The sequence below is a fragment of the Ruegeria sp. HU-ET01832 genome (assembly GCF_040371315.1).
Taxonomy (GTDB): domain Bacteria; phylum Pseudomonadota; class Alphaproteobacteria; order Rhodobacterales; family Rhodobacteraceae; genus Ruegeria; species Ruegeria lacuscaerulensis_A.
In genome coordinates this window covers 477,399-495,574 of sequence record NZ_BAABWL010000003.1, presented here as the reverse complement: position 1 = coordinate 495,574, position 18,176 = coordinate 477,399, and the positions used below count along the sequence as shown (strand labels likewise).

16 protein-coding genes and 1 pseudogene are annotated in these 18,176 nt (G+C 56.8%); 8 read left to right on the top strand and 9 right to left on the bottom strand.

Annotated features, from left to right (window positions below):
* Positions 1 to 101: 101 nt before the first annotated feature.
* From ABWV79_RS12295 to ABWV79_RS12280, 4 genes are read right to left on the bottom strand one after another with little or no spacing between them, the layout of a single operon-like run.
* Positions 102 to 1,046 carry an ABC transporter substrate-binding protein gene (locus tag ABWV79_RS12295; protein WP_353392251.1) on the bottom strand — a complete coding sequence of 315 codons (945 nt, stop codon included), beginning with the start codon at positions 1,044 to 1,046 and terminating at the stop codon, positions 102 to 104.
* A 41-nt stretch (positions 1,047 to 1,087) separates the two neighbouring features.
* Positions 1,088 to 2,095: an ABC transporter permease gene (locus tag ABWV79_RS12290; protein WP_170355083.1), complete on the bottom strand. Its 1,008-nt coding sequence runs from the start codon at positions 2,093 to 2,095 to the stop codon at positions 1,088 to 1,090.
* A complete protein-coding gene (locus ABWV79_RS12285; RefSeq protein ID WP_353392249.1) occupies positions 2,092 to 3,618 on the bottom strand; it encodes a sugar ABC transporter ATP-binding protein in 1,527 nt (508 codons plus the stop codon). Before ABWV79_RS12285 ends, ABWV79_RS12290 begins: the two co-directional genes overlap by 4 nt.
* Positions 3,619 to 3,657: 39 nt before the next feature.
* A complete protein-coding gene (locus tag ABWV79_RS12280; protein ID WP_353392247.1) occupies positions 3,658 to 5,211 on the bottom strand; it encodes a UxaA family hydrolase in 1,554 nt (517 codons plus the stop codon).
* A gap of 84 nt (positions 5,212 to 5,295) precedes the next feature.
* On the opposite strand from ABWV79_RS12280, the gene ABWV79_RS12275 reads away from it, so the two are divergent.
* From ABWV79_RS12275 to ABWV79_RS12240, 8 genes and pseudogenes are all read left to right on the top strand, one after another.
* The gene (locus ABWV79_RS12275) at positions 5,296 to 6,033 is read left to right on the top strand and encodes a GntR family transcriptional regulator (protein WP_353392245.1); all 738 of its coding nucleotides are present in this window, start codon (positions 5,296 to 5,298) and stop codon (positions 6,031 to 6,033) included.
* Positions 6,030 to 7,082 (top strand): aldo/keto reductase, encoded by a 1,053-nt coding sequence (locus ABWV79_RS12270; protein WP_353392243.1) that lies wholly within the window; start codon positions 6,030 to 6,032, stop codon positions 7,080 to 7,082. Before ABWV79_RS12275 ends, ABWV79_RS12270 begins: the two co-directional genes overlap by 4 nt.
* Positions 7,072 to 7,500: an RbsD/FucU family protein gene (locus ABWV79_RS12265; protein WP_170355079.1), complete on the top strand. Its 429-nt coding sequence runs from the start codon at positions 7,072 to 7,074 to the stop codon at positions 7,498 to 7,500. Before ABWV79_RS12270 ends, ABWV79_RS12265 begins: the two co-directional genes overlap by 11 nt.
* Entirely contained in the window at positions 7,497 to 8,327 is an 831-nt protein-coding gene (locus ABWV79_RS12260) for an amidohydrolase family protein (protein WP_353392242.1), read from the top strand. The genes ABWV79_RS12265 and ABWV79_RS12260 overlap by 4 nt, the downstream gene beginning before the upstream one ends.
* A 1-nt stretch (position 8,328) precedes the next feature.
* A complete protein-coding gene (locus ABWV79_RS12255) occupies positions 8,329 to 9,441 on the top strand; it encodes a fumarylacetoacetate hydrolase family protein (RefSeq protein ID WP_353392240.1) in 1,113 nt (370 codons plus the stop codon).
* A 13-nt stretch (positions 9,442 to 9,454) separates the two neighbouring features.
* The gene (locus ABWV79_RS12250; protein ID WP_353392238.1) at positions 9,455 to 10,957 is read left to right on the top strand and encodes an aldehyde dehydrogenase (NADP(+)); all 1,503 of its coding nucleotides are present in this window, start codon (positions 9,455 to 9,457) and stop codon (positions 10,955 to 10,957) included.
* Positions 10,958 to 11,062: 105 nt separating this feature from the next.
* Positions 11,063 to 11,590 (top strand): annotated as a pseudogene (locus ABWV79_RS12245) (fumarylacetoacetate hydrolase family protein); the annotation flags it as partial.
* Between the two features lie 96 nt (positions 11,591 to 11,686).
* Entirely contained in the window at positions 11,687 to 12,028 is a 342-nt protein-coding gene (locus ABWV79_RS12240) for a hypothetical protein (protein ID WP_353392236.1), read from the top strand.
* Between the two features lie 277 nt (positions 12,029 to 12,305).
* Here ABWV79_RS12240 and ABWV79_RS12235 read toward each other — a convergent pair whose 3' ends face one another.
* The 5 genes from ABWV79_RS12235 to psrA all read right to left on the bottom strand — a co-directional run bounded on the left by ABWV79_RS12235 (position 12,306) and on the right by psrA (position 18,154).
* Positions 12,306 to 13,010 (bottom strand): NAD(P)H-dependent oxidoreductase, encoded by a 705-nt coding sequence (locus tag ABWV79_RS12235; RefSeq protein ID WP_353392234.1) that lies wholly within the window; start codon positions 13,008 to 13,010, stop codon positions 12,306 to 12,308.
* Between the two features lie 105 nt (positions 13,011 to 13,115).
* Entirely contained in the window at positions 13,116 to 14,054 is a 939-nt protein-coding gene (locus ABWV79_RS12230; protein WP_353392232.1) for a LysR family transcriptional regulator, read from the bottom strand.
* A 12-nt stretch (positions 14,055 to 14,066) separates the two neighbouring features.
* Positions 14,067 to 15,515 carry a phosphonoacetaldehyde dehydrogenase gene (phnY, locus tag ABWV79_RS12225; protein ID WP_353392230.1) on the bottom strand — a complete coding sequence of 483 codons (1,449 nt, stop codon included), beginning with the start codon at positions 15,513 to 15,515 and terminating at the stop codon, positions 14,067 to 14,069.
* A gap of 13 nt (positions 15,516 to 15,528) precedes the next feature.
* Positions 15,529 to 16,773: a phosphonoacetate hydrolase gene (phnA, locus tag ABWV79_RS12220; protein WP_353392228.1), complete on the bottom strand. Its 1,245-nt coding sequence runs from the start codon at positions 16,771 to 16,773 to the stop codon at positions 15,529 to 15,531.
* Positions 16,774 to 16,846: 73 nt separating this feature from the next.
* The gene (gene psrA, locus ABWV79_RS12215; RefSeq protein WP_353392226.1) at positions 16,847 to 18,154 is read right to left on the bottom strand and encodes an iron-containing alcohol dehydrogenase PsrA; all 1,308 of its coding nucleotides are present in this window, start codon (positions 18,152 to 18,154) and stop codon (positions 16,847 to 16,849) included.
* Positions 18,155 to 18,176 lie beyond the last annotated feature (22 nt).

Below are 18,176 nucleotides of genomic sequence, written 5' to 3'. Positions count from 1 at the left end.
TCGCCAGATCGATTTTTTAGTTTAAACTGCGTTTTGCAAATCCAAACGAAATCCGGCCCGCCAAATTGGCGAGCCGGAATAGTCACCGTGAGTGGGTGGTTTTAGTCGTACAGAACGGCCGAGATCTTCGGGTCGTCCATGTTCGACGCATCGTAATAGTAGAAACCAGTGTCAATCAGGGCCGGGACTTCTTCACCCTTCAATGCGGAAACAGCCGCTTTGACGGTCTCATAGCCGATTCCAACCGGGTTCTGAGTGATCGCACCAGCCATCAGGCCGCTTTTGATCGCATCCTTCTGCGCTTTGCCGCTGTCATAGCCAATGATGACCAGGCCTTCGGTTCCCAGCTCCTGAACACCATTCACAACGCCAATGGCCGAACCTTCGTTGGTGCCAAAGATACCGTCCAGATCAGGGTTGGCCGTCAGGATCGCTTTGGTAACTTCAGTCGACTTCAGGTGGTCGCCCTGACCGTATTGAACGGTGACAACTTCGATATCGGGATATTTTTCTTCGATACGGTTCACAAAGCCATCACGGCGGTCGATACCGGTCCGGCTGGTTTGGTCGTGTGCTACAACGGCGACTTTGCCTTTGCCGCCGATTTTCTCAGCCATTTTGTCGGCAGCCAGCCCGGCCGCAGCAAGGTTGTCGGTGGTAGCGGTTGAAAGCGGGATGTCGCTGTCAACACCGCTGTCGAACGCGATGATCGGGATACCCTTGTCATTCGCCTGACGCAGCAGCGGGATAGCTGCCTGGCTGTCCAGTGCAGCAAAGCCGATGGCTTTTGGGTTGTTGGCCAGTGCAGCTGCCAGCATGTCGATCTGACGGTCCACCATGGTTTCGTTATCGGGGCCTTCAAAAGTAATTGTGACGTTGTATTCGTCTGCCGCCTGCTCGGCCCCGGATTTCACGGCCTGCCAGAACTGGTGCTGGAAGCCTTTGGATACCAGCGGGATGTAGATTTCCTCGGCAGTGGCCATCGAGGCCGGGGCTGCAAGGGTGGCAGCGCTCAGCGCTCCCAGAATGAAACGACGTGAAAACATGTTTTTCTCCTCCACAGTTGGTCGTTTATTATTTGGTTTCTTCAGCCGGATTTTTTGCGCCGGGCCATGTCGGCATAGACCGCCAGAATGATGATTGCGCCGGTGACAACGGTTTGCCATTCCTGCGCCACGGACAGCACGCGCAGCCCGTTGGTCAGGACCGCCATGATCAGAGCGCCGATCAGTGTCCCTAGAATGGTACCGCGTCCACCCGACAGCGACGTGCCACCGATCACCACGGCCGCGATCGCCTCAAGCTCGTATCCTAGACCCAGCGCAGGCTGCGCCGAGTTCAAGCGCGAGGCGATCAAGATGCCGCCGATGCCGCAGATTGCGCCCGCCAGAGCGTAAATGCGCATCTTCCAAGCGTCGGTGTTCACACCGGACAAGCGAACTGCTTCTTCGTTCGAACCCAAGGCAAAGGTGTAGCGACCAAGAACCGTGCGGCTCAGGATGTACGACGCTGCAATCGCCACCAGGAACAGGATCAGAACGCCGTTCGGGATGGGCAGAGCCGGGAAGATCTCTCCGATCAGCGACCCACGCGAGATCTGGTCAAAGCCCGGCGTGTCGTTGAAGTAGATCGGCCTCGTACCCGAGATGACCAGCGACAGGCCTTTCAGGATCAGCATCATGCCAAGCGTGGCGATGAAAGGCGGGATTTTCATTTTGGCAACGAAAGTGCCCGAGCAAAGCCCACAGAACGCGCCCGCCGCGATGGCTGCCGCCACGCCCAGCAGCAGGGGCATCCCCAGATAGGTCAGCACCACGCCTGCGATCACGGCGCAGAAAGTCATCAGCGTGCCCACCGACAGGTCGATCCCCCCGGTGATGATCACCAGCGTTGCCGCCACTGCCAGCACCCCGTTGACCGAGGTCGCCTGCAAAATGGCGATCATGTTCGAGGTTTGCATAAAGTTTGGCGACGCGATTGAGAAGCCGATCAGCAGCGCGATCAAACTGGCGAATGCTAGCAGTTTTTGATACGCGCCGCTGTCGGACAGTCCCGCGAGTGGTTTCTTCTTTTCAACGTCTGTTGCCGTGGTCATTGTGGTGCCCCCGTTACCTGCATCGCCGCCGCACGTTGGGTGGCCAGATGCATGATGTCTTCCTGAGTGGTGTCTTTTCCGCCGGGCAGAATGCCGGTCAGTCGGCCTTCGCACATCACAGCGATGCGATGGCTCAGGCGCATGATCTCGGGTAGTTCCGACGAGATCACGATGATAGTCTTGCCCTGCTCGGCGAGTTCTTCGAGCAGTTTGTAAATCTCGGACTTCGCACCGATGTCGATGCCCCGCGTGGGTTCGTCAAAGATCAGGATATCGCAATCGCGCAGCAGCCATTTTGCAATCACAACCTTTTGCTGATTGCCCCCTGACAGCAGTCGGACCTCTTGCACGTCCGAGGGCGTGCGAATGCCCAGCTGTGCGATATATCCCTTGGCCGTGGTGCTGATTTCACCGTCATTCAACACCCCTCCGGTGCCGGTGAACAGATCCATCGAAGCCAGCGCGATATTGTCGCGCACGTTCATGCCGGTGGCCAGCCCGAAATGTTTGCGGTCCTCGGACAGATAGCCGATGCCCGCAGTCACGGCATCCTTGGGCGACTTGATCGAAACCTCTTGGCCATGAACGCGGATCGTTCCGCTGTCCTTCCCATCCGCGCCGAAGATTGCGCGCGCAACTTCGGTCCGACCGGCCCCCATCAGGCCCGCGAACCCCAGAATCTCGCCCTTCTGGACCGAGAAGCTGACATCCTTGATCTCTTTGCCGCGATTTAAACCGGACACCTCAAGCGAAACTTCGGCGTCGCCAAGATCAGGCACGTCCAGAGGTTTCTCGTTCACCTCACGCCCCACCATCATGGCGATGATTTGGCTGATTGGTGTCTCAGCCGCGCCTACGGTGCCCACATATTCGCCATCGCGCATCACGGTGACGCGGTCCGCGATCTGCTTAAGCTCGTCCATTTTGTGACTGATATAGACGATGCCCACGCCCTCGGCCTTGAGGCGGCGAATGATCACGAACAGCTCGGCTATCTCAGCATCGTTCAGGGCCGCTGTGGGTTCGTCCATGATAAGAACCTTGGACCGGAAAGACAGCGCCTTGGCAATCTCGACCATCTGCTGTTTCGCAATGGTCAGGCTGCCTACCAGTGTCTTTGGATCCAGCGACAGGTTCATCGAGGCGAAAATCTCGGCCGTCTGTGCGTTTAGCGCGGCCTCGTCCAGTCTACCAAAGCTCTTGCGGGGCTCTCGACCGATAAAGATGTTCTGCGCTACGGTCAGATCATTCATCAGGCTCAGTTCCTGATGGATGATACCGATGCCCAGATCCTGCGCTTCGCCGGGCGTGGTCGGGCTGACCGACTTGGCTTCGATCACCAGATCACCACCGTCGCGCTGATAAATCCCCGACAGGATCTTCATCAGCGTGCTTTTCCCGGCACCGTTCTCGCCCATAAGTGCGTGAACCTCGCCCGAAAACAGATCGAACTGCACTGTTTTCAGCGCGTGCACGCCGGGGAAATACTTTTCGATCCCCGTCATGTCGACCAGTTTTGTCATGTTCCCTCCCATGCTACCCTCATCCCCCAGGGTGCGTAATTACATTACCGCGCCGATCTGCCAGGGGACGAACTCGACCCCCCCAAATCCAAGCTCTTCGCTTTTAGTTTTCTCGCCTGAGGCAACGCGGATCAGAATTTCAAACAATTCCTCTCCTTTCGCCTCGATGCTGACACCATCGGTGACGATGTCACCGCAGTTCAGGTCCATATCGTCGGCCATCCGTGCGTACATCTCAGAGTTCGTTGCCAGCTTGACGCAAGGCGTCGGCTGATAGCCCGAGACCGAACCCCGCCCGGTGGTGAAAACGATCAGGTTCGCGCCTGAGGCCACCTGCCCCGTCACCGAACACGGGTCGAAACCTGGGCTGTCCATGAAGACAAAGCCCTTCTTGTCCACGATCTCGCCAAACTTATAGACGTCCCGCATCGGAGCAGTGCCGCCTTTGGCAACCGCACCCAGAGATTTTTCGAGGATGGTTGTCAGTCCACCGCGCTTGTTGCCGGGGCTTGGATTGTTATCCATCTCGCCGCCGTTGCGTTCGGTGTAGTCTTCCCACCACTGGATGCGCTCGATCAGCTTGGCGCCAACTTCGGGCGTTTCGGCGCGGCGAGTCAAAAGATGCTCGGCACCGTATACTTCGGACGTTTCCGACAGGATTGTCGTTCCGCCGTGACGCACTAGCAGGTCGGATGCATATCCCAGTGCAGGGTTTGCAGTGATGCCCGAATACCCGTCCGAGCCTCCGCATTGCATTCCTACCGTAATTTCGCTGATTGGCGCGGGTTCGCGTGTTACTTGATTGGCAAGTTCGGCAATACCCTTGATCTCGGCCAAGCCCCGGTCAATTGTGCGCCGCGTGCCGCCTTCGTTTTGGATAGTCATATAACGCAGAGCACCATCGGCGCGGATCGGACGACCCCCCACCAGATCTGCCACTTGCATGACTTCGCATCCCAGACCGATCAGAAGAATACCCGCGAAGTTCGGATGTTGTGCATAGCCCGCAAGAGTGCGGAACAAGGTCGCGTACCCTTCATCCTTACCGGACATCCCGCAGCCTGTGCCGTGCACAATTGGGACCACGCCGTCTACATTGGGAAACTCGTCAAGAATTCCGGATTTCTCGGCTGCCTCGGCGATGAACCGTGCAACCGAGCCCGAGCAGTTCACCGTGGTCAGAATCCCGATGTAATTCCGTGTTCCCACTTTGCCATCCGCGCGGTGGTAGCCCAAAAATGTGCGCTCTTCCGCAATTGCGGGTAACGCGGAGTTTGCAGATGCGTAGGCATAGTCCTGTTGATGCGCGCCCATGCCCAGGTTGTGGACGTGAATATGGTCACCCGGCGCAATATCCGATTTCGCCTGGCCAATGATCTGACCATAGCGAATCACGTTCTGCCCTTTGGAAATTGGCGCAACCGCGATTTTATGGCCGCGCGAAATCTGAGAGATCAGCGGAACCGGCACGTCATTGGGCTGCTCGCCTGCTTGCAATTCACGCAGTGCGATAACGACATTGTCATCGGGGCTCAGCTTCACCGTATCGCGAGTCGGGGGCGTGAAAGCCTTTATTTCTTGATCTGCTTGCATCGTTTTCCTGCTTGCTTGCCAGTGATTGCTAAACTGCGATCACATACTTGTCAACTAACATGTTAGTATGCTAGATCAACTTTCATGAATAAGCCACAAGATATCGACGCGACGCTTTTGCGTGACATTTCATCGACCGAAGGTTCGTTGGCCAACCGTGTTTATTTGTCTATCAAACACGCAATCCTGTCTCTGGACTTTGCGCCCGGAGCGAACCTCAGGAAAGCGCCGATATGCGAACGGCTTGGCGTGTCCCGCGCGCCGGTTGCCGAAGCCATCGCGCGACTGGATGCAGAAGGGTTGGTGGACGTCGTTCCGCAATCCGGAACCCGAGTTTCTTATTTCTCGATGTCAGAGATACGCGAAGGCATGTTTCTGCGCGAAGCGTTAGAATTGGCGACAATTGCCAAAGTCGCCCGCGACCTAACCGAGGATCAGCGTCGCAGGTTAAGTCGCAACATGCGTTTGCAAGAGCTTCTGGTCGAGGATGAGGATATCTCGGGCTTTTATCAGGCCGATGAAGAATTTCATGCTCTGCTGATGGATTTCACGGGTTTCCACCGTTTGGCAGATGTTGCGCAGACCGTTTCCCTTCAGGTTAGCCGCGCACGTATGCTGCTGCTGCCGACGCCAGGCCGGATCGTTGAAACGCTTGAAGAGCACCGGTCGATATTCAACGCAATAGTAGAGCGCGATGAAGACATGGCGCAGCAGGCCATGCGCCGCCATATGGGCCAGCTCATGCCTCGGATCGAAGTCTTGCGTCAGGAAAAACCCCACCTTTTCAACTTATCGCTCCAAACCGAACGAGAGGCAGGATGACCGCTTCAACTACAGAATTACTGAACAACCGCACGGCGCGCCCTGTACCATTGACCCGCATGGGTTTCGGTGGCGCACCATTGGGGAACCTCTATCGTAAGGTTTCCGACGAAGACGCCCAAGCGGCCCTGCAGGCGGCCTATGATGCGGGTATCCGCTTTTTTGATACTGCACCGCAATACGGGCTTGGACGCTCCGAGCAACGCTTTGGCGAAGCAATCGCCCGCTTTGGACGCGAAAATATCCAGCTGTCGACCAAGATCGGGCGACTTCTGCTGGATTGTGAACCGCATGAAGTGACCCCTGAGGCTTTTGTTGACGTGCCGCAAAAGCGGATCGTGTTTGACTATACCTATGACGGAGTGATGCGTTCCTACGAGGCCAGCCGCGAACGGATCGGGGTGGCCAACGCGGATATTCTGCTGATCCATGACGTCTGTGTTTTCAGCCAGGGCAGTCAGGAGATGTCCGATGCCAAGGTGCGCGAGCTGTTTGACGGCGGCGGCTACAAAGCGCTGGTAGAGCTGCGTGACGCCGGTGAAATCGCAGCCATCGGAGCGGGCGTGAACGAATGGCAAGTTTGCGAAAAACTACTTGGTCTGGGCGATTTCGATGGCTTCCTTCTGGCGGGGCGCTACACCCTGTTGGAACAAGAGGCGCTGGACAGCTTTTTGCCGCTTTGTGAAAAGCGTGACGTAGGAATTATCCTGGGCGGTCCCTACAATTCGGGGATTCTGGCAACCGGTGCAGTGCCGGGCGCAAAGTACAACTATGATGATGCACCAGAAGAGATTTTGCAGCGCGTCCGCAACATCGAAGCTGTATGTCAGGCGCACAAGACACCTCTGATCGCGGCGGCTTTACAGTTCGTGTTGGGGCATCCGTCCGTCAAAACTGTGATCCCCGGCGCGGTAAACGCCGCCGAGGTGCAGGCCAATGTCGCGTTGCTGGATCGCGAGATTCCTGCCGGCCTTTGGTCCGACCTGCGCGGCGAAGGGCTGATCCGGCCTGATGCTCCGCTTCCTTCGGAGGCCGCCGATGCTGCGTGACATCGACCCGATCCTGTCACCCGAATTGCTGCACACCTTGCGTGCGATGGGCCATGGCGATGAAATCGTGATCGCGGACGCCAATTTTCCGGGAACGAGTACCGGACCGCTCTGCATTCGGGCCGACGGATCGTCGGCCAGTGAGATCCTGCGCGCAGTTTTGTCGGTGATGCCACTGGACAATTTTGTGCCGGACCCAGCACTGACGATGCAGGTGGTCGGAGACGCCGATGCTGTGCCAGAGGCGGTCGCGGATTTTCAGCAGATCATCAATGAAACGGCAGACAACCCGGCTGTGGTGCAGGGTCTTGAACGCTTCGCGTTCTATGATCGCGCCGCAACAGCTTTTGCCGTTGTTCAGACAGGTGAGCGCAGGTTGTATGGCAACATCATCTTGAAAAAGGGTGTGATTGGATGAAGATCGACGCGCACCAGCATTTCTGGGCTTTGGCTCGGGGCGATTATGGTTGGCTCACTTCGGAACTGGCCACGATTTATCGGGACTTTGGTCCGTCAGACCTAGCCCCTTTGATCGAAGCGGCCGGGATTGAGGGGACCGTTCTTGTACAGGCGGCGCCGACTGTGGCCGAGACGGAATATATGTTGTCTCTGGCTGACCACACGCCTTTTATCAAAGGGGTAGTCGGGTGGGTCGACTTCGAAGCAATGGACGCGGCCGGTCAGATCAAGGCGCTGTCCGCGCATCCGGCGCTTGTCGGTTTGCGGCCGATGATTCAGGACATAGCTGATCCCATTTGGATGTTGGACGACGCATTGTCTTCTGCGTTTTTTGCCATTCAGCAGAACGACCTGACATTTGACGCTCTGACTTTGCCCCAACATCTGGCCCCTCTGCGTCAGTTGCTGGCGCGCCATCCCGAGATGCGCGTGGTCATCGATCACGGCTCCAAGCCTTTGATACGCGATGGTGTGATCGACGGATGGGCTCAGGATATGGCGGCCTTGGCGCAGGAAACCTCGGCCTATTGCAAATTGTCCGGCCTTGTGACCGAAGCAGCTGCGGATTGGAGCACTGACGACTTGCGCCCATACGTTAACCACCTCTTGGACACGTTCGGCTCGGAACGCCTGATCTGGGGCAGCGACTGGCCAGTTTGTACCTTGGCCAGCACTTATCAGCGCTGGTTGGATACCACCGACACACTTCTGAGCGATCTCTCGGAAAACGAACGCAATGCGGTTCTGGGCGGTAACGCCGCCCGTGCCTATAACCTCAGGGACTGAAATGACTTCTCCTAAACTGGATTCAGACGGGCTGTGGCTCGGGCGTGTTGAACGCCCCGGTGTTGGCCCTGCTGTCGTAACCCTGCGCGATGGTCAGGTTGTCGACATCACCTCGAAAACTGCACCGACCGCGCGCGACATCCTCGAAATGGACGATGCCGCAGGGTATGTGCGCTCAGCTTCGGGCGAGACGCTCGGACCGCTAGATGGGGAACATCAATGGCTGGCGCCTTGTGACCTGCAGGCGGTGAAAGCCTGTGGTGTCACGTTCGCCGGCTCTATGGTTGAACGTGTCATCGAAGAGCAGGCAGCCGGCGACCCGGCCAAGGCCGAAGCCATCCGCAAGCGCATTGGTGCCCGTATTGGTGACAGCCTGTCCAATATCGTGCCCGGTTCGGAAGATGCGGCACAGGTAAAGGCGGCGCTTATCTCGGAAGGTCTGTGGAGCCAGTATCTGGAAGTTGGCATCGGGCCCGACGCCGAAGTGTTTTCCAAGGCGCAGGTGCTGTCTTCGGTTGGGTTCGGTGCGGATGTTGGGCTCCACCCAATTTCGACGTGGAACAACCCTGAGCCCGAAGTCGTACTGGCTGTGACGTCCAAGGGTGAAATCAAGGGGGCGACGCTGGGCAATGATGTAAACTTGCGCGACGTTGAGGGGCGCTCGGCCTTGCTGCTGAGCAAAGCCAAGGACAACAACGCCTCTTGCGCCATCGGACCCATGATCCGCCTGTTCGACGACAACTTTGATCTGGACGACGTGCGCAATGCCGAATTGACCCTGACTGTTACCGGCCCGGATGGGTTTGTGCTGAACGGAAATTCGTCGATGTCCCAAATCAGCCGTGATCCCGCGGATCTGGTGAAGCAAACCGTCGGGCGTCATCACCAATATCCGGACGGATTTATGCTGTTCCTCGGAACGCTTTTCGCTCCGACACAGGATCGCGACACTCCGGGTGGCGGGTTCACTCACAAGATCGGTGACGCTGTCACGATTGCAAACGACAAACTGGGCGCTCTGACCAATACGGTGCGCCTGTCGACGGAATGCCCGGAATGGACGTTCGGGGCGTCTCATCTGATGCGAAACCTGGCCCAACGCGGGCTGATTTAAGGAAAATTTGAACATGTTGACCGGAAAACACCTGATCGCGGGCGAATGGGTCGCGACCGACGCTTCTTTTACCTCGGAACCGGCGCACGGGCCCAGCCACGACTTTTGCGTGGGCACGCCTGCGTTGGTCGATGCAGCCGTCGAAGCCGCTGAAGAGGCATTTGCCAGCTTTGGTTGGTCTTCGCGTGCGGATCGCGCCGCGCTGCTGCGCAAAATCGCTGATGAGATCGACGCCTGCGGCGATGCCATCACCGAAATCGGAACGCAAGAAACCGGCCTGCCCGAGGCGCGTCTGCAGGGTGAGCGTGGCCGCACCGTCGGCCAGCTGCGCCTGTTCGCAGATCATATCGAAAAGGGCGACTATCTGGACCTGCGCCACGACCCGGCTATGCCGGACCGCGCGCCCCTGCCCCGCCCCGATCTGAAGATGATCCAACGCCCGCTGGGCCCCGTCGCCGTGTTCGGCGCATCGAATTTCCCGCTGGCGTTCTCGGTCGCGGGTGGGGATACCGCTGCGGCGCTGGCCGCAGGTTGCCCGGTGGTGGTCAAAGGCCATTCGGCGCACCCCGGCACGGGTGAGATCGTGGCGCAGGCCATTGATGCCGCGATCAAGGCGACCGGTGTGCATCCGGGTGTTTTCTCGCTGGTTCAAGGCGGTAAGCGCGATGTGGGCACTCGTTTGGTGCAGCACCCTCTAATCCGGGCCGTGGGCTTTACCGGCAGCCTTGGCGGTGGTCGTGCCCTCTTCGACCTGTGCGCGCAACGCGATGAGCCGATCCCTTTCTTTGGTGAGCTGGGCTCGGTCAATCCGATGTTCATCCTGCCTCGGGCCGCCGCTGCGCGCGGGGCCGAGATCGGGACGGGTTGGTCGGGTTCACTGACCATGGGTGCGGGGCAGTTCTGCACCAATCCGGGTATTGCCGTTGTGATCGACGGGCCAGACGCGGATGCGTTCCAATCGGCAGCCGAAACCGGCCTGTCCGCTGTTGCCAACCAGACCATGCTAACCGACGGGATTGCCGCCGCGTATCGCGATGGCGTATCGCGCGTTGCGTCCGGCACCGGCGTGACTCAGATCATTGGTACCAGTTGCGAAACCCGCGACGCGGCACCCTATCTGTTCACTGTCTCGGGCGACGATTGGCTGGCCGACCACAAGCTGCAGGAAGAGGTCTTTGGCCCTCTGGGTATAGTTGTTCGTGTTCGCGATGCCGACCAGATGCTGCAGGTGGCGCGCGCCATCGAAGGTCAGTTGACTTGTACCCTGCATTTGGACGCGGGTGATACAGCCGACGCACAGGCGCTGCTGCCGTTGCTAGAGCGTAAAGCAGGGCGTCTGCTGGCCAACAGCTTCCCTACCGGGGTCGAGGTGTGTGATACCATGGTGCATGGTGGCCCCTACCCCGCGTCGACCAATTTTGGTGCAACTTCTGTGGGCACGCTGTCGATCCGTCGCTTCCTACGTCCGGTCTGCTATCAGGACATTCCTGTCGCGCTTTTGCCCGAGCAGATGTAACCTAAGGCAAGTCCGCCCGCTCCCATTTATGATGTATATGGCGACCCTTCTTTGGGGTGCCGCTGTCGTCGGGGGCGGGTAATCACAGTTTAAAAGGATGGTGGAATGAAACTGCTGCGCTACGGACCCACGGGTCAAGAAAAACCGGGGTTGATGGATGGAAACGGCGCGATCCGTGATTTGTCGGGCGAAGTCGGTGATATCGCAGGCGCCGCGCTGAGTGATGACAGCCTCGCACGTCTGCGCGCGATCGACCCTGCAACCCTGCCGCTGGTCGAGGGCGACCCGCGCATCGGCGCCTGTGTGGGCCAGGTTGGCAAGTTCATTTGCATTGGCCTCAACTATGCCGATCACGCGGCTGAATCGGGCATGGACCTGCCCGCCGAGCCGGTGATTTTCTTCAAGGCCACATCCGCCATTATCGGCCCCAATGACACGGTCGAAATCCCCCGCAACTCGGTCAAGACCGATTGGGAGGTCGAGCTGGGCGTGGTGATCGGAAAAGAGGCCAAATACGTCTCGGAAGAGGACGCTCTGGACCATGTGGCGGGCTATTGCGTGGTCAACGATCTGTCCGAGCGTGACTTTCAGCTGCACCGCTCGGGGCAATGGGTCAAGGGCAAGTCGGCGGATCTTATAGTTTCCGAACAGAACTTCAGCATGAGCGAGCTCGACCCCTAAAGCCAGACAGTCGAACACGGTGGCCGCCAGTAAAAGGTGGGATATGCCGTGACCGTGATAGTCGTCCAAAACCGTACAAGCGATTTCGACATCCTTGTCTTGCCGGTTACCCCGGATTGCATGCACGGCGGCGATGGGCCGCCCATTCTGTTCAGAGTCTACGGCACCCCAAGCTACGTGTTTGTCGCCATCCACGTTGGCCAGAAGGTCCAAAACGGGTTCTGGGGCGTCGTGAAACGCAGAAAAGAAGCGCATGTATCGGGATTGGTCGGACAGATCATGGATTGCTTGCGCAATCAGATGTTTGTCGGAAACGCCCATTGGGCGCACGTAGATGCTGACACCGTTGTCCAACCTTGCCTTGAAGCCTCGGTCATTGTCCAGATATAGGGAAGTTGAACCCATTGCACCGCCGCTTTCGTTTGGTTCCCCGTTTTTCTTGTCTTCGCGGATCTTTCAAATCACGCTCTGTAATTTAGTCTTATGACGCATTTGGCAAACTTTTTCGAACTGACCTAGCGTTCCAGATGCTTCCTGTCCTGAGCTGTCAGTAGATTGTCCGATTTTGCTTGTTTGATACATGAGTCAGCTAGGCACCATGCGCCTCGTGCTGTGTGTTTGTAAGGTAGCAGGCGGGGTGCCCGGCACGTCGTGCCGGGCATATAAGTCACGCCCATGTGACGATATCGGCCATCTCGCGGCGCGTTTTGGCGAACATCGGACCATCCGCACGATAGCCGAACGCCACCATAACGGCAGGTTTGTAGACGTTGGTATCAATCCCAAAATGATCGCGCAAAACAGCTTCGGTTTTGTCCAACTCGAACCCTTCGATGGGGCATGAATCAATTCCCATAAGCGCACCGGCGGTCATCATGTTGCCGAGAACGATGTAAGCCTGCCGCGCAGCCCATTTTTCGATATCCGCGTCGGTTTCCAATTTGAAATCATGCGCTTGAAACTTGGCGTAAGCCCCGCCGAGCATCTCGATGACTTCTTCGGGGAACTGTTTGACCTCGCGGTTGTGCTGGGCCAAATAATCCGACCCTGCTTTCATGGTTGCGCCAGTATGTGACAGGATGATCACGTAATGGCTTGCGGTTCCAAGCTGTCCGGCAGTACCATTCGTGGCGCCGTTCGCGCCCCAGGTGAAGTCACGAAACAGCTCTCGATTCTCGGGGGATTGCACAACCAGCAACTGGAACGGTTCGGTCCCGAACGAGGTCGGCGACAGGCGTGCCGCTTCCAGAATTGTGTTGAATTCGCTCTCAGTGATTTTTCGTTCAGGATCGAACACTTTAGTTGCGTGGCGGAAATTGAAGGCGTCGATGATCTGAGTCTGAACATCGCTGGTTTCGATGAGGTCTTTCATGGAATGAGGCTCCGAATTGGTGATGAGCCGCATCTATGCCCTTCCATTGTCTGCCGCTATCTGCAGAATTCGGAAATGATAATCCCGTGTACCGGAAGAATAGCTTCAGATCAGGTCGGCGTAGAGCACCTTGTTGGCGGCGATGATCCGAACACGCATGAAATCCAAAAACGCGCGGACTCGGGCATGCATCAATCGGCCCGGTGGGCGCACGGCCCAGATTTTCGAATCCGGCCAGGCGCGTAGATGTGGCAGAACCCGAACCAGACGCCCGGATCGAATGTGATCTCCGGTCTGCCACAGGCAGGCTTTGTTGATCCCCAATCCGGCCAGCGTCCAATCCATCGCTGCATCACCAAGGCTGACGGTCGCGGGGCCAGACACGCGCACATCATGCATGGTGTCCGATTGATCAATCAGGTGCCAGACCTCACGCGGGTGCATTGTCAGGCAAGCGTGATTGGCCAGGTCGGCCGCAGTTTCAGGCGCCCCTGCCCGTTCCAGATAGGAAGGTGCCGCAACCAGCAGACGCGGATCGTCGTCCAGTTTCTGGGCCAACAGGCTGGATGGGCCAAGATCGCCTAGACGAAACGCCAGATCGTACCCCAGTTCCACAATGTCGAGCACCGTATCGGTTAGGTTCAGATCAAGCTCTACATGCGGGTAGAGCCGAAGGAATTCGGGTACATGTGGCACTATATGTGACCGCCCGAATGACGCGGATGCTGTTACCCGCAGTTTGCCTGATACTGTTCCAGAGTTTCCAGACAGCATGGTTCGCGCATCTTCGACGTCTTCGAGGATGCGCTTGGCATGCTCCAGAAACAGCTCTCCGTCCGGGGTTAGGGATACAGCCCGCGTGGTGCGGTTCAGCAGTTTGACATCCAGTTCGGTTTCAAGCGCCTGCAGGCGTTGTGAGGTGTTGGTGGCCGAGAACCCGAACTCCGCCCCTGCCCGTCCAATGGCACCCAGGGTGGCCACTCGGACAAACAGGTTTAGGTTTTTCAAATCAAATGACATGGCGTCAGGGATAGTACGAAACACCCATCTGCGCCACTAGCCGGGCCAGGGCAGCGAATAAGTTTTGACGTTGGTAAAGAACTTCATCGCTTCGATTACGCCTTCTTTCACGCCGTTGCCGCTGTCCTTGATCCCGCCAAAGGGCGACATCTCGATCCTGTAGCCTGGTTGTTCCCAGATGTTGCAAGTGCCAACGTCCAACCCGTTGATAAAGGCGATTGCCCGGTTCAAATCGTTGGTGCACACGCCCGAGGACAGGCCGAACTCGGTACTGTTCGAGATTCCCATAACCTTCGCATCGTCATCGGGCACGCGCACGATAGGTACGATGGGCCCAAAAGTTTCTTCCATCACCAACTCGCTGTCATGGGGAACCTTGTCGACCACAATCGGAGGCAGCAATGCCCCCTGGCGACCGGGGTGGTACAGGATTTCCGCACCTTCGGCCTCGGCCATGTGGACGCGTTTTTCAAACAGCGCGGCGGCTTTGTCATGGATCACACAGCCCAGTTGAGTTTCCGGGTCCTGAGGGTCACCGAACCGGATCGCCTTCGCTTTCTCTAACACCAGAGGAACGAATTTGTCGGCCACGCTTTCTTGTACCAAAATGCGTTTGATCGCAGTGCAGCGCTGGCCCGAATTGCCGGTTGCACCTGCGACCGCGATGGTGGCGGCCTTGTCCAGATCATCATCACTGAGATCGTTCAGAACGATCAATGGGTCATTTCCGCCCAACTCCAGCGCCTGGCGTTTGTATCCGGCTTTCGACGCGATCAATTTGCCAACCGGAACACCTCCGGTGAAGGTGATGATGTCGATGTTTTCGTTGGTGATCATCTCGTCACCAATATCCTGCGGCCAACCGGTTACAACCTGGAACATCTCGGGCGGCAGACCGGCCTCATACAGAATATCGGCCAGCGCCAAACAGGTTAGCGGCGTCAACTCGGTGGGTTTGCAAACCATACAGTTATTGGTCGCAATTGAAGGTGCGATCTTGTGGCTGACCATGTTTAGCGGATGGTTGAACGGTGTAATGGCGCTGATTGCCTTGACGGGTTCACGTTTGGTGAAAATCTTACGCTCTTTCCCGTTATGGGTCAGATCGCACGAGAAAATCTCCCCATCGTCTTTTAACGCCTCGGCAGCGGCAAACTGATAGACGTCCTGCGCGCGTTTCGTTTCGTAAATCGAATGCTGATGGCAAATGCCCAGTTCCAACGTCAGCCATTTGGCCAGGTAATCCCGCTTTTCACCGATCAACTCGCCCGCGCGCTGCAGGATCTGGCTGCGTTCGTATCGAGTCAGTTTCGGCGTGTAGTTTGCGGCAATCTCAAATGCCTTGCGTGCGTGTTCCGCTGTCCCTGCCGGGACGGTGCCCACGACCTCATTCGTATAGGGGTAGTGGACCGGTACAGTGGCATCGGTAAAGACAACCTCTCCTCCGATACGCATTCCTTCGTGGCGAATGTCTGAAGCGTTCATGATCCCGTCCATTTTATTGCGCTGCGGCGGTGGTAGCATAGAAAAACGCGTCAAAGTTCCTCAGTTCTGGTTGCGAGGGTAAATCCAGGACGCGGTTGACAATAAAGGGAACTTCTTGCTCGGTCAGGCCGCCATGGCTGCGCAACGGTTCCTTCAAGGCGGCCAGATCGTGACGATCCTCGGAGGTGCCGATGCAGATATTCTCACCCGAGACCATGACGATATCCCCAATCCGATCACCGGGAAGTTCGTATTCCGCGATGGCTTCTTCCTTGGTCAGGACATGGGTGATACCGTCGGTCGCTTTCAGCTTGTCCACAATATCGGAACGGTTCGCACCTTCAGGAAGATAAGCGGTGGCAAAGCTGCCAAGCGCGCCATGGTGAACCACATAAGGGTCAGTGATCGGCAGGATCACACGGGCTGCATCCTTCCCCATCCAGTCGTCCATTAGGTCCTGGACATAGACTACGTTAGGTGTTCCGTCCGTATGGTGTTTGGGCTTCATGCCATGATCTGCAGTGACGACGATGGCTGCGCCCATAGCATCCAACTGCGCCAGATACCGGTCGAACATCGCGTAGAAATCCAGTGCACCCTGCTGGTCAGGCGCGAATTTGTGCTGAATGTAGTCTGTGGTCGAAAGGTACATGATATCAGGCTTGAACTCCTCCAACAGCTTCACACCCGCAGCGAAAACAAATTTCGACAAGTCCGCCGAGTACACTTCGGGCACAGGCATTCCCAGCCATTGACTTGCGTTGTCGATACCGTGTTCGGCCTTTGTCGTCTCGCCCGAGCGTTCGGACGAGAACGCGACGGCGCGCTCTTCGTCAAACTTCAATCCGGCACCAAGCAAAGCGCGCAGCTTGTCCTTGGCAGTCACCATGGCGACCCGGTATCCAGCCTCGTAGAACTTTGAAAAGATAGTAGGCGCACGCAGAAAACGAACGTCATTCATCATTACTTCTTCACCGCTGTCAGGGTCGATCAAGTAATTCCCACAGATTCCATGAATGCTGGGCGGACGTCCGGTCGCGATTGACAGGTTGTTGGGGTTGGTAAAGGACGGAATGACCGAGTGCGCTAGTCGGTCCGTGCCGGTCTCACGTATTCGCTTGAGCGTGGGCATCAGCCCTTTGGCGATGGCTACATCCAGATACTCTGGCTCGCAGCCATCGAGACAAATCGCAATCGCGGGAACTTTGGGAGTCGGATAAACTCTTTCATTTGCGGTGATCGGGGTTTGAGCTGTCATAGGGCGGTCCTTGCGTATGAGCGATAGTCAGATCAACAGTGGATGACACACGGGGTCTATTTTGAAAGATGGTTCAGGCGACCTTGGATTTTTTGCCATCCTGCGCGTCCAGCGTTTCCAGGAATGCCTCTTTTGTGCCCGCAAAATTACGGCCGCGTTCACCGGCAAAGGCTTCATCGACAATATTCATTCGTTGAGCGTCGGATATGCCGTAGTCTGCAAACCGGGTGGAAACACCTAGCCGATTCAGGAAGGTCGTCAGTTCAATCGAAGCGGAACTCAGATCCGAACCGAAAACATCGTGCAGGGCAGCCTGTCTAAACCCGCCAATGCCGTCGACCGAACTTAAGATCACTGGCAGCGTGAACGAACAAGCAATTCCGTGCTGTATACCCCAGCCGAGGGTTATTGGATAAGACAGGTTATGGGCGATGGCAGTCTTTGTATTGGAAAAGGCTAGCCCGGCGCTGAGTGCTGCATCTGCGATCTGCGTGCGCAGACTAAGGTTGCCTAGATCGTTTAGCAGATCGGGCAAAGTGTCTAGAATGGTGCCAGCTGCATGGACGGCATGTCTGGCCGAAATAGAGTTTGCATTGATGTTCCATATGCTTTCCAAAGCATGGGAAAGTGTGTCCAACCCAGTGGACAGGGTCAGTTCATGGGGTTTGTTGACCATAAGTTCAGGATCAATCACCGCAGCTTCTGGGTAGAGATTTTGTCGCGAAAGCGAGTATTTTCTGCCGCGCTGCTCGTCCCAAACTGTGGCCCAACATGTAACCTCACTACCGGTGCCAGCAGTCGTCGGAACCGCAATAATGGGAATGGTTCCCAAGTTTGCCGCGCCGCCGCCGGTTTCTAAATACTTCACTACATTGTCAAAACTGCCATCTGCGGCCGCAAAAACCTTGGCCGAGTCGATTACGGACCCACCTCCTAAGGCTACAATCACCTCGATTTGGTGTCGTATTCCAGCTAACTGCGCGCACTGGTGCCCAAGCAGCTGGAAATCCGGGTTGGGTGCGATGTCGTTTATTACTACCGCAGCTGGTCCAGCCGCTTCTTCGACCCGCTGCGCGAGGCGCTGGAAGGGATCACTTGGATAAGTGACCAAAGCATAATTTCGGCCGCCAATCAGTTTTGGCAGTTCCGAAACAGAACCGGCGCCAAACATGATTTCAACCGGATTGGAATAGCGCCACATTGGACCCTCATAGGAAATTGGCCTACTTTGTTCGGCGGCAATCTGGATCACTTTATTCCATCGGTCCAATAGATTGTTTGGATGATAAGTATTGATTGTTGCAATAGAATTGCAAAATTCTGACATTACTGATTGAGAGGCTTGGAAATACGCAAGTGACTTTGTATTTTGGATACACACTCCACCACTCGAGATACAACAT